The organism is Streptomyces sp. SID13726 (genome assembly GCF_010548375.1).
GTDB lineage: Bacteria > Actinomycetota > Actinomycetes > Streptomycetales > Streptomycetaceae > Streptomyces.
Genome location: NZ_JAAGLY010000036.1, coordinates 15,116 through 35,371, shown reverse-complemented (window position 1 = coordinate 35,371; position 20,256 = coordinate 15,116). Strand labels below are relative to the sequence as shown.

General features: G+C 70.8%; 16 protein-coding genes. 3 read left to right on the top strand and 13 right to left on the bottom strand.

Features of this window, described 5'->3' with window-relative positions; all coding sequences use genetic code 11:
• Positions 1–13 precede the first annotated feature (13 nt).
• The 4 genes from G3I78_RS43935 to G3I78_RS51400 form a co-directional block, all read right to left on the bottom strand.
• On the bottom strand, positions 14–1,915 hold the full coding sequence (locus G3I78_RS43935) for an LCP family protein (protein ID WP_164435583.1): 1,902 nt from the start codon (positions 1,913–1,915) through the stop codon (positions 14–16).
• Positions 1,916–1,931: 16 nt separating this feature from the next.
• Positions 1,932–2,570: a nicotinate-nucleotide adenylyltransferase gene (gene nadD / locus G3I78_RS43930; RefSeq protein ID WP_164435582.1), complete on the bottom strand. Its 639-nt coding sequence runs from the start codon at positions 2,568–2,570 to the stop codon at positions 1,932–1,934.
• A 79-nt stretch (positions 2,571–2,649) separates the two neighbouring features.
• Entirely contained in the window at positions 2,650–2,814 is a 165-nt protein-coding gene (locus tag G3I78_RS51405) for a hypothetical protein (protein ID WP_203616348.1), read from the bottom strand.
• Between the two features lie 120 nt (positions 2,815–2,934).
• Positions 2,935–3,093 (bottom strand): hypothetical protein, encoded by a 159-nt coding sequence (locus G3I78_RS51400; RefSeq protein ID WP_203616347.1) that lies wholly within the window; start codon positions 3,091–3,093, stop codon positions 2,935–2,937.
• 146 nt (positions 3,094–3,239) lie between these two features.
• Here G3I78_RS51400 and G3I78_RS43925 point away from each other — a divergent pair, with 146 nt between their 5' ends.
• Positions 3,240–4,340, top strand: a complete 1,101-nt coding sequence (locus tag G3I78_RS43925) for a M48 family metallopeptidase (protein WP_164435580.1) — start codon at positions 3,240–3,242, stop codon at positions 4,338–4,340.
• A gap of 72 nt (positions 4,341–4,412) precedes the next feature.
• On the opposite strand, the gene G3I78_RS43920 is transcribed toward G3I78_RS43925, so the two are convergent.
• The 5 genes from G3I78_RS43920 to proB all read right to left on the bottom strand — a co-directional run bounded on the left by G3I78_RS43920 (position 4,413) and on the right by proB (position 9,509).
• Positions 4,413–5,483, bottom strand: coding sequence for a hypothetical protein (locus tag G3I78_RS43920; RefSeq protein ID WP_164435578.1), 1,071 nt, complete (start codon positions 5,481–5,483; stop codon positions 4,413–4,415).
• Positions 5,484–5,561: 78 nt separating this feature from the next.
• Positions 5,562–6,128: a hypothetical protein gene (locus G3I78_RS43915; protein WP_343243996.1), complete on the bottom strand. Its 567-nt coding sequence runs from the start codon at positions 6,126–6,128 to the stop codon at positions 5,562–5,564.
• Between the two features lie 95 nt (positions 6,129–6,223).
• Entirely contained in the window at positions 6,224–7,510 is a 1,287-nt protein-coding gene (locus tag G3I78_RS43910; RefSeq protein ID WP_164435574.1) for a glutamate-5-semialdehyde dehydrogenase, read from the bottom strand.
• A gap of 89 nt (positions 7,511–7,599) precedes the next feature.
• On the bottom strand, positions 7,600–8,085 hold the full coding sequence (locus G3I78_RS43905; RefSeq protein ID WP_164435639.1) for a hypothetical protein: 486 nt from the start codon (positions 8,083–8,085) through the stop codon (positions 7,600–7,602).
• Positions 8,086–8,402: 317 nt separating this feature from the next.
• Positions 8,403–9,509 carry a glutamate 5-kinase gene (gene proB / locus G3I78_RS43900; protein ID WP_164435637.1) on the bottom strand — a complete coding sequence of 369 codons (1,107 nt, stop codon included), beginning with the start codon at positions 9,507–9,509 and terminating at the stop codon, positions 8,403–8,405.
• A gap of 222 nt (positions 9,510–9,731) precedes the next feature.
• Between proB and G3I78_RS43895 the strand changes: the two genes are divergently transcribed.
• Together G3I78_RS43895 and G3I78_RS43890 are read left to right on the top strand one after the other, a co-directional pair.
• On the top strand, positions 9,732–11,723 hold the full coding sequence (locus G3I78_RS43895; protein ID WP_239158400.1) for a hypothetical protein: 1,992 nt from the start codon (positions 9,732–9,734) through the stop codon (positions 11,721–11,723).
• A 122-nt stretch (positions 11,724–11,845) separates the two neighbouring features.
• Positions 11,846–13,861, top strand: a complete 2,016-nt coding sequence (locus G3I78_RS43890) for a hypothetical protein (protein WP_164435636.1) — start codon at positions 11,846–11,848, stop codon at positions 13,859–13,861.
• Here the strand turns inward: G3I78_RS43890 and G3I78_RS43885 are convergent.
• The 4 genes from G3I78_RS43885 to G3I78_RS43870 form a co-directional block, all read right to left on the bottom strand.
• Positions 13,845–15,038 carry a glycosyltransferase gene (locus G3I78_RS43885; protein WP_164435570.1) on the bottom strand — a complete coding sequence of 398 codons (1,194 nt, stop codon included), beginning with the start codon at positions 15,036–15,038 and terminating at the stop codon, positions 13,845–13,847. The genes G3I78_RS43890 and G3I78_RS43885 overlap by 17 nt on opposite strands.
• 129 nt (positions 15,039–15,167) lie before the next feature.
• Positions 15,168–17,213 (bottom strand): hypothetical protein, encoded by a 2,046-nt coding sequence (locus tag G3I78_RS43880; RefSeq protein ID WP_343243995.1) that lies wholly within the window; start codon positions 17,211–17,213, stop codon positions 15,168–15,170.
• A gap of 150 nt (positions 17,214–17,363) precedes the next feature.
• A complete protein-coding gene (locus G3I78_RS43875; protein WP_164435568.1) occupies positions 17,364–18,863 on the bottom strand; it encodes a bifunctional cytidylyltransferase/SDR family oxidoreductase in 1,500 nt (499 codons plus the stop codon).
• A 146-nt stretch (positions 18,864–19,009) separates the two neighbouring features.
• Positions 19,010–20,203 carry a hypothetical protein gene (locus tag G3I78_RS43870; protein WP_164435567.1) on the bottom strand — a complete coding sequence of 398 codons (1,194 nt, stop codon included), beginning with the start codon at positions 20,201–20,203 and terminating at the stop codon, positions 19,010–19,012.
• Between the last annotated feature and the right edge of the window lie 53 nt (positions 20,204–20,256).

Sequence of the window (20,256 nt, the reverse complement as noted above, 5' to 3'; positions counted from 1 at the left end):
GCCGGGGCCGGGCCTAGGAGGACGAGCCCGGCTTGTAGTCCTGTCCCAGGATCACGGAGACGTTCGCGCCCGACGCGGCACTGCCCTTGCGGACGGCGCTGGTGGGCAGGCCCAGGGTCTTGGCGACCTCGGTGGCGTTCGCCTTGTCGGCGGCGTCGGCGTAGACGACCTCGGAGGTGGCCTGGGTCGAGGCGGGGGTGCCGCCGTCGACGAAGGTGAAGCCGCCGTTGAGGAGGACCACGCGGGCCTTCTCGGTGTTGTCCTTGGTGCCGGTGGCGTTCTGGACGGAGACGCTGACCGCCGCGTCCTTGTCGGGGCTCTTCGCCTTGCCGCCGAGGACGTCCTTGACCACGCTCGCGCCGGCCGCCGCGCTCAGGGTGCCGTCCTGCTGGACGGGGAGCAGCGCGGTCTTGTAGTCGCCGCCCTTGGCGAGGTCGGCGAGCTTGGCGAGGAAGGTGCCGAGGTCCTTGTCGGTGAGGGACGGGTCGAGGATCTGGGCCAGCGTCTGGACGGTGGTGGTCGCGGCCGTCGGATCGGAGGACAGCTTGCGCAGCACGCCCTGCATGACCTGGCCGAAGCGCTCCAGCTGGGCGTTCTGGGCCTCGCCCGAGGCCTGGTAGGTGGCGTAGGCGACGGCCATCTTGCCGCTGAGGGTCTGGCCCTTGCCCTTGCTCACCAGGGGTGCCTCGCCCTTCTTCTTGGCGGCGGGGTCGGGCACGGCGGCGTTGGTGTCGACGTCGATGTTGCCGACGAGGTCGACCAGGTTCTGGAGATAGGGCGTGTCCAGACGCCAGGTGCCCTCGATGTCGGTGCCGAGGACGGTGTCGAGGGAGTCCAGGGTCCCGGAGGAGCCGTCGTCGCCGACCGACTTGGCGAGGGTGGTCGTGGAGCCGTCGTCGGACGTCAGGTTGAGGGAGTTGGGGATCAGGACGGTGGTGCCCTGCTTGGTGGTGGTGTTGTCGACGAGCAGCGCCGTGGAGGTGCCGCCCTTCGTGGTGTTGTGCAGGTGGACGACGATCACGTCGCGGTTCTGGGCGCTCGCCGCGATCGTGGTGCCCTTCTTGCTCTCCGGGTCCGAGAGACCGGGCAGCTTCCCGGCGTACCAGAGGTAGCCGACGCCGCCGACCGCGACCAGGGCGAGGACGACGACCAGGGCGACGAGCCGGCTGCGGGCGCGGCGCTTGGCCTCCTCACGGCGCTCGGTGCGGTTCTCGGTGAAGTTGAGCCAGTCGATGACGTCCTCGGAGTCACCGTCGGGCTCCTCGACGAAGGCGAACTGCGCGGTCTGGTACTGCCGTTCGTCACCGTCGGCAGGGTCATGACCGGCATGGCCGCCACCGGCATGCTCGCCACCGGCACGGCCACCACCCGCACGGCCGCCGTCGCCGCGGTCCGCGTCGGCCGCCGGGCCGAAGCCGGCGCCGGCCTGGGTGCCGGCGTGACCCGACGGCGCCCGCAGGCCCTCGGCATGGCCCGCCCCGGCGGTGTCCGTGCCCTCGGTCCGCCCGCCCTGCTGCGGGATGTAGGCGGTCTGCTCGGCGACGCGGGGCTGCTGCCCGCTCGCGGCGGCCCGGCCGTAGGGGTCGTACGCCGTCGCCGAACCGGCGCCCTGCTGGGCCCCGTTGGCGTACGGGTCGTAGGGCGGTACGGGCGCCTGCTGACCGGTGTCGCCGGTGCCGTAGGGGTCGTACGGCGGGACGGGGTTCTGGTGGCCCGTGTCGTACGGCGTCTGCTGCCGGCCGGTGGCGTACGGGTCGTAGCCGTAGCCCTGTTGTGCGTAGGGGTCGTACTGCTGCTGGGGAGCCTGTTGCGGCGGGACCTGCTGGTACACCGGTCGGCCGTACTCGTCGTAGCCGACGAGTTCGTACTGGTTCTCTTGATCGCCGCCGTAACCCGCGTCGTATCGGTCGTTCACCGGTGCCCCTCTCGGCTCACTCGCCGCGGTACAGCTCGCGCTTGTCGATGTAGCGCACGACTCCGTCGGGCACCAGGTACCAGACGGGGTCGCCCTTGGCGACTCTCGCCCGGCAGTCGGTGGAGGAGATGGCCAGGGCGGGCACCTCGACGAGCGAGACACCGCCCTCGGGGAGCCCGGGGTCGGCCAGCACGTGGCCGGGCCGGGTGACCCCGATGAAGTGCGCGAGGGAGAACAGTTCCTCCGCGTCCCGCCAGGTGAGGATCTGGCCGAGGGCGTCGGCGCCGGTGATGAAGAAGAGGTCGGTGTCGGGGTTGAGGGCCTTGAGGTCGCGCAGCGTGTCCGTGGTGTAGGTCGCGCCGCCGCGGTCGATGTCGATGCGGCTGACCGAGAACTGCGGGTTCTCGGCGGTCGCGATGACCGTCATCAGATAGCGGTCCTCGGCCGGGGAGACCCTGCGGTGGGTCTTCTGCCACGGCTGGCCGGTCGGTACGAAGACGACCTCGTCCAGGTGGAACTGCGCGGCGACCTCGCTGGCCGCCACGAGGTGTCCGTGGTGGATCGGGTCGAACGTTCCGCCCATGACGCCGAGGCGACGCTTGCCGGGGTTCGACGGGCCGTTGCCCGGGCCGGTAGGCATGTCCTGCTCTCCCATGCGTGCAGACCCTACCGGCCCGGCCTGAGGGCGGCGGACGGCACGGGCCCGGAGTGCCCCGCTATGGGCACTCCGTGCCTCAGCGGTCGCGGTTGAAACGAGTGGTGATCCACAGCAGGAGCAGCAGGATGACGAACGCGGCGCCACCGGTCACCAGGGGGTTGAGGCTCTCGTGGTTTCCGCCGTGCTCCTCGCCCTCGGCGGCGAGGGTGACCAACTGGGCAGCGGTGCTGTGGAAGCTCATCTTCGGCAGTACCTATTCGGTGAGGGCGGGATAAAGATGTCGGCCCATCGTAAGCGGGCGCCGTGAGGGCGATCACGCCGACTCCACCGTTGGGGGAAGCCGGGGAACCTTCGCCCTTCCTCAGTCGTCCTTCCGCTTGTACCCCCGCAGCACGAACCACGCGGTGAACGCACAGCCCAGGAACATCACGACCAGGACGACCCGGAGCAGATCTCCGGACCCTTGCTGCTCGGCGGCGCTCGCGGCCTCGGTGAGCCAGGCGGCCCGGGTGTGCTCCATGACATGGACTCCTTCGCTGTACTGCCCGTCCACGCTATCTCCGCCTAGGCTGGGCTCTGCTTCGGGGGCGCAAAGGGCCGCACAAGGGTCCGCAAAGGATCACAGAGGCCGAAGAGGCACAGCCAAAGACGCACATGGGGGAAGACATGTCCGACGACGGCCATCAGAACGACGGTCACGAGAACGTGCCGAGCAGGCAGCGCAAGCGTTTCCCGGGAATCTCCTCGCGTGCGTACGAGCACCCCGCCGACCGCTCCGCCCTGGTGGCGCTGCGCAAGCTGAGCGGATTCGACACGGTGTTCAAGGCACTCAGCGGCCTGCTCCCCGAGCGGAGCCTGAGGCTGCTGTTCCTGTCGGACTCGGTGCGGGTGTCCGACCAGCAGTTCGCGTACCTCAACGACATGCTGCGGGACGCGTGTTACATCCTGGACCTGGAGAAGGTCCCGCCGATGTACGTCAACCAGGACCCGCAGCCGAACGCGATGTGCATCGGCCTGGACGAGCCGATCATCGTCGTCACCACGGGCCTGGTCGACCTCCTCGACGAGGAGGAGATGCGGGCGGTCGTCGGGCACGAGGTGGGACACGCCCTGTCCGGCCACTCGGTCTACCGGACCATCCTGCTGTTCCTGACCAGCCTGGCCCTGCGGGTGGCGTGGATCCCGCTCGGCAACATCGCGATCATGGCGATCGTGACCGCGCTGCGCGAGTGGTTCCGCAAGTCGGAGCTGTCCGCGGACCGGGCGGGCCTGCTGGTCGGCCAGGACCTGAAGGCCTCGATGCGCGGCCTGATGAAGCTGGCGGGCGGCCACCATCTGCACGAGATGAACGTGGACGCGTTCCTGAAGCAGGCCGACGAGTACGAGGCCGGCGGCGACCTGCGCGACTCCGTCCTGAAGATCCTCAACATCCTGCCGCGCACGCACCCCTTCACCACCATCCGGGCGGCCGAGCTGAAGAAGTGGTCCGAGTCCCGCGACTACCAGCGGATCATGGACGGCCACTACCCGCGCCGCACCGAGGACAAGGACACCTCGGTCACCGACAGCTTCCGCGAGTCCGCGGCGAGCTACGCGAGCAACGTGAAGAACTCCAAGGACCCGCTGATGAAGCTGGTCAACGACATCGCGGGCGGCGCGGGCGACCTGGGCGGCCGGGTACGCAGGGGCTTCGGCGGCTTCTCGAACTCGTCCCCGAGGGACGAGGAGCCCCCGACGGACACACCGCGTAACGGTGAAGGGGGCTGAAACCCACCCGCGAGGAACCGCGCGACCAGCCCCACCGGCCCGCAGCCGACGAACGACCTCGTGAAACCCCGGTCACACCTTCGGCTGCGCGCTGCTGGCCAACGTCCCGCACAGAGCCGTGGCGCTGCCGGTCGCATACGGATCCGTCCCCGCCGGCCCACCCGCCTTCGCCGTCTCCCCGGCGAGCAGCGGGTGCAGCCGGCCGACGGAGTCCGCCGCGCAGGACAGCGGCCCAGCCTGGACGTACGACACGACCAGCTGGGCCGTGTGCATCCGCAGATCGTCCCGGTCGAACCGGAAGTGCAGCTCGCGGCGGACGGTGAACAGCGAGACCTCGGCACCGGCGGCCCCGCCCACGGGGCGGAGCGCGTACACGAACGTGTGGTCCGCCGTCACCTCCAGCGTCGACGAGTCGGTCTCGGCGGCCTGGAGACTGCCCTGCACCCGGATCCTGCCGTCGGCCAGCCGCGCCTCGGCGGGGTCGAAGCGAACCAGCCACCCGGTCGGCGCGTGCCGTCCGTCCGCGGCCGGGTGGGCGAAGCTCTGGTCGAACTGGTCGAGTTGGTCGGTGTCGAGCAGGACCCGCACGGAGCGGACCTGGTCGCCGACGAGCACGTCCGGGTCGAGCGCGGACCGCACGATGTAGTCCTTGGCCGTGGTCAGCGCGCTCACCACCTGGCCGTCCGAGAAGTGCGCGGTACGGCGGGAGGCCGGCAGCGGGATGCCCTCGGCGCCGATGCGGAACTGCGCGGCGGGGCTGTGCGCGTACAGGTACTCGGCGTCGGGGTGGCCGGGGACCCTGCCCTCGGGGGCCAGCGGGATGACCGTCATCCGCAGGGGCTCGACGGGCTGCCGGGCCGCGGTGGTCTGGTAGGGGTGCCGTACGCCCATGTAGATCGCGGTGCCGAAGGCGACGGCGATCAGCACGACCAGGATCAGCGCCTGCCGGGACAGGCCCCGGCGCAGGGGCGGGCGGCGGCGGACGGCGGGAGCGTGGTCGGCCATGCGCTCCTGCGCGGAGAACTCCTGGAGCCGGGCAGCGCGGACGAACGACTCGTCGAAGACGACGGATCGGTACTCGTCCTCACCACCTGCGGGGCCGCCCTCGGGTGTCCCCTCAGGTGGGTCTGCTGGCCCTCCCATATCTTCAGAGTAGGTCCGGGGGAGCTCAGGTAAACGCCCTGCTGCGCGACAACTTCTGACAGGTTCTCACCAGGAGTGTCAGGGCGTTCGCGGCACCGCGGAGACGGCTGGCTGGGAATAGTCCGCGGACGCCGAGGGCGTCACCGTGCTCCCCTGCTCCAGGCCGGTCGAGGCGGGCGCCGGAACCCGGTCCCGGCTGCCCGAGGACGCGCCCCGGTAGACCGCGGTGAAGGCCAGCGCGACCATGCCGATGCCCATGACCAGGGCGAGCATCCAGGCGACCGGGCGGTGCCAGCGGACCTGTTTGCCGTACGTGCCGGGGGCGCCGTAGCGGCCTTCGAGGATCTCGGTGTCGTCCAGGTCGTCGAGGTCGGGATCATGGCCGAAACCGCCGGGGCCGTAGCCGTCCTCGTAGCGCTCGCCTCTGGGGTGGGCGCGGCGGGCCTCGGCCTCGGACGCCTCGGCTCTCGCCTGGGCGGCGGCCAGGAGGCGTTCGACGGCGGTCGGCTCGTGCACCACGGCCGCCCGTACGAAGGCCTCGTCGAAGACCACGGAGGCGAACTCTTCGTCCGACACCCCGCGGTCGTGGTCGTCGTCGGGCTCCCAGCCGTCAGGGAACGGCGTGCCCCCCACGTCCTCCGGCACGGATCCAGAGTAGACCTGGGGGGTCAATTTGGGCAGACGGTATGGAAATTCATCCGCCTTGTGAGACACCTCTCGTGCGTCTCGGGCCGCCCGGCTCAGCGCCGGATGTGACCGTCCCCGGTGACGATGTACTTCGTGCTGGTGAGCTCCGGCAGGCCCATCGGACCGCGGGCGTGCAGCTTCTGGGTGGAGATGCCGATCTCCGCGCCGAAGCCGAACTGGCCGCCGTCGGTGAAGCGGGTGGAGGCGTTGACCGCGACGGTCGTGGAGTCGACCAGCTGGGTGAAGCGGCGGGCGGCCTGCTGCGAGGTGGTGACGATGGCCTCGGTGTGGCCGGAGGTCCACAGCCGGATGTGCTCGACGGCCTTGTCCAGCGAGTCGACGACGGCGGCGGCGATGTCGTAGGAGAGGTACTCGGTGTCCCAGTCCTCCAGGGTCGCCTCGACGACGGTCGCCTCGGTGTCCTTCGCGTACGCCAGCACACGCGCGTCGGCGTGCACGGTGACCCCGGCCTCCGCGAGGGCGTCCAGGGCGCGCGGCAGGAACTCGGGGGCGATGTCCTGGTGGACCAGGAGGGTCTCGGCGGCGTTGCAGACGCTGGGGCGCTGGGCCTTGGAGTTGATCAGGATGTCGATCGCCATGTCGAGGTCGGCGTGGGCGTCGACGTAGACGTGGCAGTTGCCGGTGCCGGTCTCGATGACGGGGACGATCGACTCGGTCACGACGGTCTGGATGAGCGAGGCGCCGCCGCGCGGGATGAGCACGTCGACCAGGCCGCGGGCGCGCATCAGCTCGCGGACGCTCTCGCGGGACTCGCCGGGCACGAGCTGGACGGCGTCGGCGGGCAGCCCGGCCCCGCCCACGGCGTCGCGCAGGACCCGTACGAGGGCGGTGTTCGACTCGTACGCGGAGGCCGAGCCGCGCAGCAGGACGGCGTTGCCGGACTTCAGGCACAGGGCCGCCGCGTCCACGGTCACGTTCGGGCGGGCCTCGTAGATGATGCCGACCACGCCGAGCGGGACGCGGACCTGGCGCAGGTCGATGCCGTTGGGGAGGGTCGAGCCGCGGACGACCTCGCCGACCGGGTCGGGCAGCGCCACGACGTCCCGGACGTCGGAGGCGATCGCGCGCACCCGCTCCGGGGTGAGGGTGAGCCGGTCGATGACCGTCTCGCTGGTGCCTGCCTCGCGGGCCTTGGCGATGTCCTTGGCGTTGGCCTCGACGATCTCGCTGGTACGGACCTCCAGGGCGTCCGCGATGGCGAGCAGCGCGTCGTCCTTCTCGGCCCTCGGCAGCGGGGCGAGGTCGGCGGCGGCGGCCTTGGCCCGGTAGGCGGCCTGGACGACCGGGGTCATGGAGTCGTACGGCGAGAGCGAGGTCATACCGGAAGGGTAGTGCGCCGGAACGGCCCGTCCACCCGTTGTTCCACAGCGCGAGACGGGACCAAAGGGACGCTCCGGCGGGCCCGCGGTCAGAACGGGTGGACCCCGACGGGCGAGGCCGGGGGCGGTCCGTAGCCCTCCGCGATCCGCTGGTGGTAGGTCTGCCGGTCGATGACCTCCAGACCGACGATCTCCCACGGCGGCAGCCCCGCGGTCTGGCGGTGCTCGCCCCACAGGCGCAGGGCGACGGCGGCCGCGTCGTGCAGGTCGCGGGCCTCCTCCCAGTAGCGGATCTCGGCGTGGTCGTTGGCGTAGCGGCTGGTCAGCAGGAAGGGGTGGTCGTGGGCCAGCTGTTCGAGGGCGCGCCGGACCTCCTTCAGCGGGGCCTCCTCGCCGGAGACGCTGAGGGTGACATGCCAGAGCCGGGGCAGGTCCTCGGGCTTCTCCCCCTCGAACCGGTCACCGGCGGCCACACTCGTCAGAGCCCGCTCCTCACCGGCCGCCCGCGCGGCCGATCCCCCGGCCCCGCCACCTTGCCGAGCGGCCGACCCACCGGCCCCGCCACCCGCTCGCACGACACCACCGCCGGACACCGCCGCCCCACCGGACACCGCCGTCCCAGGGCGCACTCGTCTCACGACGGCCTCCTCTACGCACAGATCGACCCCCACGGGCCGGGCGGAATGTGTCCCTGAGACAAAGTTGAGCAGGCCGCAAGGGCTTGTGGGGCGGTTTTGCGGAACGTCCACCTCAGGGCGACGCCCTTGGCAGGGCGTTCACCCCGTTTTCGGGCGTCCGGTCCGGTGGCATCGCACCTCAGGGGTGCATCAGGAGTGCACGACGGACGCACCAGAGACGCATCAGACCTCACCAGGGACGCATCAGACATGCCTCACGGACGCAGGAGAACCAGATCGTCCCGGTGGACGACCTCCCGTTCGTACGCCGCTCCCAGCTCCCGCGCCAGTTCCCGGGTCGAGCGGCCGAGCAGCAGCGGGATCTCCTTGGCGTCGAAGTTGACGAGCCCGCGGGCCACCGCGCGCCCCTCGCCGTCCCGCAGCTCGACGGGGTCACCGGCGGCGAACTCGCCCTCGACGGAGGCGATCCCGGCCGGCAGCAGCGACTTGCGCCCCTCGACGACGGCCTTCACCGCCCCGTCGTCCAGGGTCAGCGAGCCCTGCGGGGTGGACGCGTGCTGGAGCCACAGCAGCCGGTCGGCGGAGCGCTTGCCGGTGACGTGGAAGTAGGTCCCGGTGTCCCCGCCGGACAGCGCCTCGGCGGCGTGCACCGCGCTCGTCAGGACCACGGGGATGCCGGCCGCGGCGGCGATCCCGGCCGCCTCGATCTTGGTGACCATGCCTCCGGTGCCGACTCCGGCCTTCCCGGCGCTGCCGATCTGGACACCCGCCAGATCGGCGGGGCCGCGCACCTCCGCTATCCGCGAGGTGCCGGGCCTGCTGGGGTCGCCGTCGTAGACGCCGTCGACGTCGGAGAGGAGCACCAGCAGGTCGGCGTGGACCAGGTGGGCCACCAGCGCGGCGAGCCGGTCGTTGTCGCCGAAGCGGATCTCGTCGGTGGCGACGGTGTCGTTCTCGTTCACGATCGGGAAGGCGCCCATCGCGAGGAGCTTGTCGAGGGTGCGGGAGGCATTGCGGTGGTGGGCGCGCCGGCTCATGTCGTCGCTGGTCAGCAGCACCTGGCCGACGCGGACGCCGTAGCGGGCGAAGGAGGCGGTGTAGCGGGCGACGAGCAGGCCCTGGCCGACGCTGGCGGCGGCCTGCTGGCGGGCCAGGTCCCGGGGGCGGCGGCGCAGTCCGAGCGGGGCGAGTCCGGCGGCGATGGCACCGGAGGAGACGAGCACGACCTCGCGCTCTCCCCCGCTGCGGCTCTTGGCGAGGACGTCGACGAGCGCGTCGACCCGGTCGGCGTCGAGACCGCCGGAGGCGGTGGTCAGCGAAGAGGAGCCCACCTTGACGACGATCCTGCGGGCCTCGCTCACGGCCTGCCTTGCCCCTGCCACGTGTTCCTGTCCCCTCGCGTCACACCGGGTACCTCGTCCGCAATGTACGCGAAGGGGACGCGGCGGCGCGCATCCGTCCAGCCCCCGGACCACCCCCGGACCAGGAGATCCACACCCTCTTCCTCCATGAACGGAAGGTGAATTACTCACTTCCGGAAGGTGTACAACCCTTTCTCGTCATGCCGCGTCGAACTGGCCATGATGATCCGTCGGCTCCGTGCCGTCCTGCGCGTTCCCGGGAAAACCGAACTCCTTCTGGTGGTCCTGTTCGGTACCGGCTTCGCGGCGCTTCCGGTTCTCGCGCTGCTGCCCTCGCTGTGGGGATTCACCGTGGCGTGGGCCGTGACCTACCTCGCCGACGAGGTACTGCACGCGAAGGCCCCGGGCTTCGTCCGCCGGCTGGCGACGTTGCAGCTCAGCCGCACGATGCGGTTCGCCGTGCGTTCGGTGATGCTGCTCGCCCTGGCCGACCGGATGGACGCGCCGGATGCTTTGCTGATCGTCGGCCTCGCCGTGTTCAGCGCCCATTTCCTGCTGGTCATGCTGTATTCGGCGGTGCATCACGCCATTCGCAGACGGCGAATACTTCCGGTGGTCGTACGGAATCTCGACATGAGCGGGATCGGCATCCCCGAGCGCCCGCCCGCCTATCTCTACCGGCGTTTCCTGCGCAAGCTCCTCCACCTCGACCTGCCGGCCCACGCGGGACTCCTCACCGCGCTGGCGACCGGAACCTGGTACTGGGCCTACGCCGGCTGCGCGCTGACGATCGGCGCCACCCTGGTCGCCCTCGCGGCGCTCCTCGGACAGTTCCGCTCGGTCCGCCGGATGCCCCGCAAGGACGCGGTGATCGCCGAGGTCAACCGCCAACTGGTCGGCTACCGGCCCGAGGTGGCCCTGTACTTCAGCTTCGCGGCGGTCTCCCGGGACTTCATGTACCAGGTCAACATGTGGATCGAGACGCTGGAGCGGCTCGACCGGCGCCCGGTGATCGTCCTGCGCGAGCGGGCCTCGTTCCGCTACCTCGGCCGCACCCGCGTCCCGGTGATCTGCGTGCCCAAGGCCGACGACCTGGCCGAGCTGGAGCTGTCCGGCGTCCGGGTCGTGCTCTACCCCGGCAACGCCGGCAAGAACGTCCACATGCTGCGCGTCGCCGAGGCCAAGCACGTCTTCATCGGCCACGGCGACAGCGACAAGCTGGCCAGCAGCAACCGGGTCAGCAAGGTGTACGACGAGATCTGGGTGGCCGGAAAGGCGGGCCGGGACCGCTACCAGCGGGTCCGGCACGCCATCAGCGACGAGGCGATCGTCGAGGTGGGCCGCCCGCAGCTGGCCCCGGTCCGGCTGCACGCCGACCACGTCCCCGGCCCGGCCCCCGTCGTCCTGTACGCCCCCACCTGGGAGGGCTGGAGCGACGACGACTGCCACACCTCGCTGATCCCGATGGGCGTACCCCTGATCGAGAAGCTCCTCGCCGAGCGCGTCCGGATCATCTACAAGCCGCACCCCCTCACCGGCAAGCGCTCCCCCGAGGCGGCCACCGCGGACCGCACCATCAGGGAGCTGCTGCGCGCCGACGACGAGAAGGCCGACAGGGCGGCGGAGCGCGCGAGACCCCGGCTCCAGGAGATCCAGGCCCGGCTCGACGAGCTGTCGGGGCGCCACGAGGGCGACGACGCCCAGCAGTTGAGGGACGCGCGGGTCCCCGACGGCGCGGGCGCGGCCGAGTGGCAGGAGCTGCGGGACGAGTGGCACCGCCTCTTCTGGGAGAGCCGGAGCGCGGCCGGGCACCAGGTGATCCTCGGTCAGCTCCCCACCCTGTACGAGTGCTTCAACCAGGCCGACCTCCTCGTCAGCGACGTCTCCTCGGTGGTCGCCGACTTCGTGGCCAGCCTGAAGCCGTACGTCCTGACCAACGCCCAGGACCTGCCCGACGAGGAGTTCCGGGCCGCCTACACCACCGCGGGCGGCGCCTATCTGCTCGACCGCGACTGCACCCGGCTGCCGGAGATCCTGCGCTCGGTCCGCGAGCCCCTCCACGACCCGATGGCCTCGCAGCGCCGCGAGCTCAAGGAGTACGTGCTGGGCCCGGACCACCCGACCTCCATGGAGCGGTTCAACACGGCCGTGAACGACCTCGCCGACAAGGCGCTGGCGGAACGCGCCGAGGACCTGGTGGCCCCCGTCGCGTGACGCACAGGCACAGGACACGCGCGTGTCGTCCTGACGTCGGTACCCGTTAACCAAGGCGTCCGTCTCGCGACGACCTTGGAGTGACCCCCGTGCGAAAACCCCTCCCCCGCCTTCGGTCCGCGCTGCGGCTGCCGAGCCGGCAGACCGCGACGCGAGCCCTCGTCGCCGCCGTCCTCGCCGCCGCCGTCGTCGCCCAGGCCGCCGCCGCCCTGCGTCCGCACGTCCCGCTGCTGCTCGCCGCCACCACCGCCTCCCTCGTCGTCGAGGGCGTCCTGCACCGGTGGCAGCGCGGGATGGTGTCCCTGTTCGCCAAGTCGCACGCGGACATCACCGTGCGGCACGTCCTGCGCGACCTGCTCCTGGTCGTCGGCCTGCTGCGGCTGACCCCGGAGGACCAGGAGACGGCGTACACCGTGCTGGTCGCGGGGCTGCTCGGCTTCTACGCCCTGCACTGCGCGATCCAGGCGGCCTCGGTCCTGGTCCGCCGCACCCGCACCCTCCCGGTGGTCACCCGCAACATCGACGCCTCCGCGCTCCGCCTCACCCCGGCCCCGCCCGCCCTGCTGCGCCGCCCCGGCCCCCGTCTCCTGGTGCACGGCCTGCCCGCCACCACCGGCCTGCTGGTCACGGCGGCCACCGGTGAACCCCGGTGCGCGGCCTTCGGCATCGCGATGTCCCTCGGCCTCGCGCTCATCGGCCTCTGCGACCTTCTCGTACGCCTGCTGCCGGGCCGTCGGCCGGCGGGCGAGCAGGAGGTGCTGGACTGGTTCGACGCGTGGCTGGCCGAGTACCGCCCCACCGTCGGCCTGTACTTCTCCGGCGGGTCCTCCTCCGCCTACCAGGCCAACATGTGGCTGGAGCCGCTCGCGAAGCTCGGCGGGAAGCCGGTCATCATCCTGCGCGAGCGGTTCATGACGCAGAAGATCGCCGCGACCGACGTCCCGGTGGTCTGCCTGCCGAAGGTGTCCACGCTGCTGCGGCTGGAGCAGTCCACGCTCCAGGTCCTCGTCCACCCCTCGAACTCCGGCAAGACCTCCCAGGTGCTGCGCATCCCGACGATCAGGCACACCTTCGTCAACCACGGCGAGAGCGACAAGCTGTCCTCCTGCAACCCGTACGCCAAGGCCTACGACGAGGTGTGGGTGGCGGGACCCGCGGCGCGCGAGCGGTACGCGGCGGCCGAGGTCGGCGTCGAGGACAAGGACGTGGTGGAGATCGGCCGCCCGCAGCTGGAAGCCGTACGGCCCTTCGAGGGCCCACCCGCCGGGCCCGTGACCGTGCTGTACGCGCCGACCTGGGAGGGCTGGGACGGCAACCCCGGCAACACGTCGGTGGTGGCCGCCGGGGAGAACCTGGTGCGGGCGCTGCTGGCCGACCCGGGCGTCCGGCTGCTGTACAAGCCACATCCGCTGACCGGCTCGGTGGACCCGCGGGCGGGGGCGGCGGATCTGCGCATCCGCGAGCTGGTCCGGGCGGCGAACCGGGAGCGGGCCGGGGAACGTCCCGTCGACAGCGGTGAACTCGCTTCCCGGACCCGCGAGTTGGACCGGCTCACCACCGCGTCCTTCCGGACCGCCGCCGACTCGGTCGAGCGGATGCTGCTCCAGTCCACGCCGGAGCGGGGCCGGGCGGACGCGGTGACCCGGGCGACCGCGGCCTGGGAGCGGGCGTACTGGGCCTCGCTCCCCGAGTGGGAGCACCAGCTCGTGACCGACGCCCGGCCCACGCTGTACGCCTGCTTCAACCGGGCGGACCTGCTGATCAGCGATGTGTCCAGTGTGGTCAGCGACTTCCTGGCGAGCGGGAAGCCGTACGCGGTCGCGAACACCAGCGGGCTGAGCGAGCGGGCGTTCCGCGAGGCGTTCCCGACGGCGGGAGCGGCGACGGTGCTGACCCCGGACGGCTCGGGCGTACGACAGCTGCTGGATGCCGTACGCCACCCGGAGCTGGACGGACTCGTGGAGGCCCGGCGGGAGTTGAAGCGGCGGCTGCTGGGGCCGGACTCGCCCTCTTCGCAGGAACGGTTCGACATGGCCGTACAGGCGCTGTGTCTGGTGGCCAGGCGGCGACGCGTGCCCGGGCAGCGGCGGGACGAGGAGACCGGGTCGGCCTCCGGGACGCTCACGCTGCTGGGATGAGCACCCGGCGCGCCTTGCGGACCGCCCGGCGCAGCAGCTGGTCGACGCCGACCTCCCGGTAGCCCGGCACCTCGCGGGCCTCCCGCGGCTCGGCCAGGTAGAGCGAGTCGGGCAGGCCCGCCGACGGGTCGCGGAAGAAGGGGTAGGCGAGGTAGACCCGGCGGCCGCCCTTCTCCAGCACCGCCTCCGGTGTCCGCTTCGCCTTCATGAACTCCAGGACCTCCACCAGGAGATCGGGGCGGCCGGCCGCCACCAGGTGCAGCCGCAGGCGTTCGTGGACCCGCAGCCGGTGGGCGACCTCGCCGGTCCAGTGGGTGTCCGTCAGCGGCTTCGCCAGGGCCAGCTTCTCCCGGCGCACCGGCTCGCCGTCCGTGAGGAACCGCGGGCCGAACTGCGGGAGCAGGGTGACGAGGAAGGGGCGCACCATCAGGGCGTCGCGGCGCGCGCCCGCCGGGACCATGTCGGCGATCAGGTTCATCAGGGCGCGCGCGGAGTCGAAGCGCAGGGTGTGGCTGCCGGTCTTCGTGACGTGCTTGCCGTCCTCGCGGCCCACCAGGTAGTAGCAGGTGTGGTCGGCGATGACGGAGACGCCGTCGGCCCGCAGATAGGCCTCCATGGTGAACAGCGCGTCCTCGCCGGTCCACAGGGACTCGTCGAAGCGCATGCTGTGCTGTTCGAGGAAGGCGCGGCGGAACAGCTTCTGGGCGCTCAGCGTGAACTTGATGTTGGAGGAGAAGACGTCGGTGCGGTCCAGGGTGGCGCGCCAGGCCGCGGTGGGCGGCTTGCGGTTGACGCCCTCGACCCGGCCGAGGACGACGTCGGTGGCGTTGCGGTCGGCCGTCGCGACCATCCGCTCCAGGGCCTCGGGGCCGAGCCGGTCGTCGGCGTCGAGGAAGAAGACGTAGCGCCCGGTGGCCTTGCCCAGACCGACGTTGCGCGGGCCGCTGGGGCCGCCGGAGTTGTCCTGCCGGAGCACCGTGACGTCGAGGGAGGTGCGGGCCGCGAACCCCTCCAGGTACTCGCCGGTGCCGTCCGTCGAGCCGTCGTCGACCGCGATGACCTCGATGCGGGCGTGGTCGAGGGTCTGGGCCTCGACGGAGGCCAGGCAGTCGACCAGATAGGGCATCGCTTCGTACGCCCCGATGACGACGGTGACGTCAGGCTGCGCAAAGGACACTGTTCCCCCTGGACGCGGTGGGTTGTTCCGATGCCCAGGGATACGCGGGAACGGCCCGGTTTTCGGGGATCACCCCCGAAAACCGGGCCGTTTCTTTACCAAGTCCGACCGGGACCAAGCCGGGCCGGGTCAGGCCACGGTCTCCGCGGCTCCGGCCGCCGCCCGTGACTCCTGGCCGACGTTGCGCGCCTCGGCCTTGATCGTCAGGTTCGCCACCGCGGTGTTGAACTGGTCGATCGAGGTGGGCTCGTCCGGTCCGAGCAGGTACTGCTTGAGCTCCACCCGGTCCTCGGCCAGCGGGTCGCCCGCCGGGTCGCGGACCGCGTCCAGCAGACCGCCCAGCTCGGCGGCGCTGTTGGACAGGATCGTGGCGGCCCGCACCGCGGTGTTCTGCCGCTTGAACTCCTCCTCGCCCAGCTCCGCGGAGTCCGTGACCGCGTACGGCTTGCCGCTCGCGATGAAGTCGGAGACCACGCTGGAGATGTCGGAGACCATCGCGTCGGAGACGTTGAAGCAGTCGTACAGGCGCGGCTCGGCGCCCGTGACCACGCGGTGCTCCCACACCGGGAAGGAGCGCCAGTAGGCGGCGTTCCACTCACCGCGCAGGCGGGCCATCTCCTCGTACTTGGCGACGTCGACCACGCCGTCCCGGGTGGCCTCGGCCTCGTCGCCCTTCTCGCCGCCGCTGCCGGCGAGGACCGTGAGCCGGGCCTCGATCCGGGCCAGCTCGGCCTTGGCCGCGGTCACCGCGGCCGCGTCGGCCTGGAAGCGGGGGTCGGTGGCGCGCTCGGCGGCCGCCTTCGCGATGAGGGCGGTGACCTTCTGGTGCGCGGCGCCCGCCTTGGCGAGGACGGTGCCGGTGAAGGGGTGCGGCTTGTAGAGGACCCGGACCGGCGGGTCGGCCTTGAGCAGCTTCTTCACGATGTTCTCGCCGGCCAGCATGAGCGAGGTGTTACCCGGGTCGCCGTCCCAGCCCTCCCAGGTGGGCGCGTAGAGCACCGTCGGGACACGCCCGTCCGGCACGCCCTGCCACTTCTCGATCGGCGCGAGCTGCGGGCGGCCGACCTCGGCGATGTCGTCGTCGCGGACGCCGACGTCGGCGATGGCGTACCGGTCGCGGCCCGCGCGGCCCGCGGTCCACACCTCGTCGTACACCTTGCTGAACGGGTTGACGCTGGCCAGCTTGTCGCTGTCGCCGTGGCCGATGAAGACGTGCTTCATGGTGGGCACGCGCAGCAGGTGGATGTTCTTGCCGACGTTCGCCGCGTACAGCGCGACCCGCACCGTGGACAGGTCCATGTTCATCAGGTGCACCCCTCCGGGCACGCAGATGACGGGGACCGTGGTGGCCGCGAGGTTCTGGAGGATGACCCGCTCACGCAGGATGATCAGCGGCCGGGTGTCCAGCTGCTCCATGGTCTCCAGCCACATGTTGACCTGGTAGGCGGAGTCCTTGGAGCCGGAGAAGTACAGCACCGTCTCGGGGCGGTAGTCGCGCAGCCAGTCGTCGACCTTGGCGAGCACCTTGTCGGCGTTCGGCGGGATCTTCTTGCCGCGCACGTACGGCATCAGCGCCAGGACGTACAGGGAGCCGAGCGCGATCGTCACGCCGATGCCGATGAATCCGGGCACCGCCGAGTCCAGCTGGGCGGAGACGAGTATGCCGACCACGGCCGCGAGGTCGAGGTGCAGCATCTTCTCGGCGGAGCGGTTGAGCAGACCCTGCGGCGGGGCGTCCGGGATGCGGATCCGGGCGGCCAGGTCGACGTTGCGGGTGGCGACCGGCATCCGGCGGCGGTTGCGGATCAGGGTGACCAGCGCGCCGTGCGGGGCCTGGAGGCCGTAGAACGCGATGAAGCAGGCGGTGGCGCCGTAGAAGATCAGGCCGTCGGAGAGGTTCATCCGGGCCAGCAGCAGGATCAGCAGGAGCTGTCTGATCAGAAAGCGGATCGACAGGCCGGCGCGCACCTTGCTGAGGCGGTTGACCAGATAGCTGCCCTGGCGGTGCAGATAGTGGTCCGCAAGGTATGTCACGGCGGTCGCGGCCGCGAAGGCGGGAACGCTCGGGACGAGCGCGGCCACCATTATGGCGGGGAAGCCCGCCATCATGAGGACCGCCGCGGCCAGTTCGGCCGCACTGCCCACCCGGGCGACGCGAATAGCGGTGCTTATCACTGAAAACCTGCTCTGGGAGGGATGCCGGTTGTTTACGAATTAACGGTGCTTGGGGCTGCGGAACCTTGCTTAAGGCTTCAGGCCCCTGCGAATGCACCAGGAACGGGCAGCCACAGAGGCCTGAATTTGCAGAAGACTATTTGTCCCTGATTATGCCACGCCGTCCTGTCGGTCCAGGACACTGGCCAGCGCCTGCTCGAAGCCGGACGCCTGGCCCGCGGGGGCCGTCGGGTCCTGCTGGCGGACGTCGATGACGTGCCCGGTCAGCTCGGAGAGCAGCACGTCGAGCGAGGTGCGGGCGACCGCCTCGGAGGACAGCAGGCTGCCCGCGGGCTCCTGGCCGAAGGCCTTGGTGCGCATGGGCGTGGCGGTGCGCTCCGGGTTGATGCAGTTCACCCGGATGCCGTCACCCGCCCATTCGTCGGACAGCGCCTGGGTCAGGTTGACCATGGCGGCCTTGGTCGAGGAGTACAGGCTGTACTCGGCGCGGCCGCGCGTGTAGCTGCTGGAGGTGTACAGCAGCAGCTGGCCCTTGGTCTCCGCCAGGTACTTGTACGAGGACCGCGCGATCTGCACCGGGGCCAGGTAGTTGACCTTCAGCGCCTCCTCGATGGTGGCGTTGTCGGTCTCCGCGAGCTTGCCGATGCGCAGCACGCCGGCGGTGTTGACGACGTAGTCGATGCGCCCGGTCTCGCCGTACGCCTTGGACAGCGCGTCGTCGACCTCCTCCGGGTTCTCCACGTGGGTGCCGGTGGTGGAGCGGCCCAGCGCGTACACCTTGGCGCCGTAGGACTCGGCGAGTTCGCCGATGTCCTTGCCGATGCCGTAGGAACCGCCGAAGACCACGACGGTCTTGCCGGTGAGCAGCTCGCGGTAGGCCACGTCGTCCACCTGCTCGGGCGCCGCGGTCGAGGCGAGCTGGAAGAGCTTGTCGGCGATGAAGACGTCGACGGGCTGGGTGACCTTCATGTTGTACTCGTCACCCGCGACGACGTGGATCGGCACGTCCGGCAGGTACTTGAGCACGACCGAACAGTCGTCGGTGGCCTGGAAGTTGGGGTCACCGGCGGCGACCTCGTAGGCCCTCTTGATGGTGGACAGCTTGAAGGCCTGCGGGGTCTGGCCGCGGCGCAGCCGGGAGCGGTCCGGGATCTCGGTGATGAACTCGCCGTCGTCGCCGTGCGTCCGCGTGACGATGATGGTGTCCGCGGACGGGATGGCCACGTCGACCGCCTGGAAGCGCTCCAGGGCGACCACGCAGTCGTCGATCACGCGCCGCGACAGTAGCGGGCGGACGGCGTCGTGGAACAGGACGTTGAGGTCCTCGCCCTCGGCAAGGTCCTCGCCGAGGGCCGTGATGGCGCGCTCGGTGGTCTCGTTCCGGGTGGAGCCACCCTCGATGACCTTCTTGACCTTCCGGAAACCGGCCTTGGCCACGATCTTCTCTATGTCCGGAACATAACCGGGCGCCATCAGCACGATGATGTCGTCGATCGAGTCGGCCTTCTCAAAGGTGGTCAGAGTGTGCTCGATGACAGCCTTGCCGGCGATCTTCAGCAGCTGCTTGGGGATCGAGAGACCCACGCGCTGACCGGTACCACCGGCCAGGATCACTGCGGTGGTACGGGGCTTGGCGATGTGCTGGGACACAGATGACCTACCTCGGGGCGACAGGGAACGGGGAAATGGTCCCACTTGCGGTTACCGCTGTGCAAGGTGACCGCCGTTCACTGCATATGTACGCGCTACCTGTCATTCATCTTGCACTGGCAGTAACGGCGCGACCGCGCGGAAGTTCAGCGGCGGCGCAGCCTCTTGAGACAGCGGTGGCCGAGTACCCGCATCAGTTCCTTCGACGACGTCTGGTGCACCGTGCGCGCCTTGGCCGGCGAAGTGTGCCGCACCGGCGCCTCGGCCGCCGCGGCCAGCACCCCGTACAGCGCCTGGGCCGCCGCCTCGGGCGAGATCCGCGGGGCGGGGATCCCGTCCAGGGCGGGCGCCTCCGGTACGGCGGACAGCAGCGCGGGGTCGCCGATGATCCGCACGCCCAGGTCACGGATGCTTCGAGCCATCCCGGCGCCGATCCCGGCCGCGGCCTCCACGGCCCAGTCCGGAGTGAGGATCTTCACGTCCTCGGGCGAGGGACTGCACGCGTTCTTCATATGCATGACCGCGCCGTTGCGGACGAGCTTGGAATACAACTCGTCGGGCAGTCCATTGCCGCGGAATTCCTTGTTAAGATTCCGCAGCATTTCGGTCTCGGCGAGGGTAAGAGAACGATTCGCGGTGTCCGGAACCGGCTGGAGAAGATTCTCGGGCAGCCCGAGGAGCCGTTCGAAAGTGCGCATCAGGCCGTCCCGGTCGCCGTCGTCGACCACGACGACCGTGACCCGCCCGGGCCCGACCGCCCGGACCCAGCGCTCGACCAGCCGGTCGTGCCGGTGCCGCCGCCAGAAGCTGGGGTTGGGCTTCTCGTACGGCGCCTTGCGCAGCATGTGGGTGAGCCAGTCCTCGTAGCCCATGCGCAGCCCGTTCTGCACGTACTGCTGCCACTGCGAGGGCATGATCCGCACCAGCGGCCGCAGCGTGACCAGGATGTGCGCGCGCTCCCCGCCGAGCCGCTCGACGATCCGCGCGACGGTGGCGTCGTCCTCGGCGTCGGCGAAGAACTCGCTGCTCACCACCGAGGTGCGCGGGCCGGCGGCGGCCACGTCCTCGACCAGCCGGGTCCAGTGCTTCTCGGTGGGCGCGGTGTCGCCCATCATCGCGGGCCTCGCGCAGGCGGCGAGGGCGGCCTCCATCGGGTGCCTGGTGTGCGCCGGGAACACCACGCCGTGCTCGGGCAGCCGCTCCTTGGCCGCGAACAGCGCGCCCTGGACGGCGGTCGTGCCGGTCTTGTGGGGGCCGATGTGCAGCAGCCGGGTACCGGCGGACAGCGGGGCGGGCACGCCGTTCACCGGGAAGTCATCACTCGTACAGTCCGTCTCCATGGTCAGAGGACGGTAAGAGCCGCTCCTGAGACCTGCCTGAGAGAGACCTGGGA

Excerpts from the sequence above, each read along its gene's own strand:
- G3I78_RS43870 (WP_164435567.1), bottom strand. The coding sequence starts at position 20,203 with ATGGAGACGGACTGTACGAGTGATGACTTCCCGGTGAACGGCGTGCCC.
- G3I78_RS43920 (WP_164435578.1), bottom strand. The coding sequence starts at position 5,483 with ATGGGAGGGCCAGCAGACCCACCTGAGGGGACACCCGAGGGCGGCCCC.
- G3I78_RS51400 (WP_203616347.1), bottom strand. The coding sequence starts at position 3,093 with ATGGAGCACACCCGGGCCGCCTGGCTCACCGAGGCCGCGAGCGCCGCC.
- G3I78_RS43910 (WP_164435574.1), bottom strand. The coding sequence starts at position 7,510 with ATGACCTCGCTCTCGCCGTACGACTCCATGACCCCGGTCGTCCAGGCC.
- G3I78_RS43895 (WP_239158400.1), top strand. The coding sequence starts at position 9,732 with ATGATCCGTCGGCTCCGTGCCGTCCTGCGCGTTCCCGGGAAAACCGAA.
- nadD (WP_164435582.1), bottom strand. The coding sequence starts at position 2,570 with ATGGGAGAGCAGGACATGCCTACCGGCCCGGGCAACGGCCCGTCGAAC.
- G3I78_RS43925 (WP_164435580.1), top strand. The coding sequence starts at position 3,240 with ATGTCCGACGACGGCCATCAGAACGACGGTCACGAGAACGTGCCGAGC.
- G3I78_RS51405 (WP_203616348.1), bottom strand. The coding sequence starts at position 2,814 with ATGAGCTTCCACAGCACCGCTGCCCAGTTGGTCACCCTCGCCGCCGAG.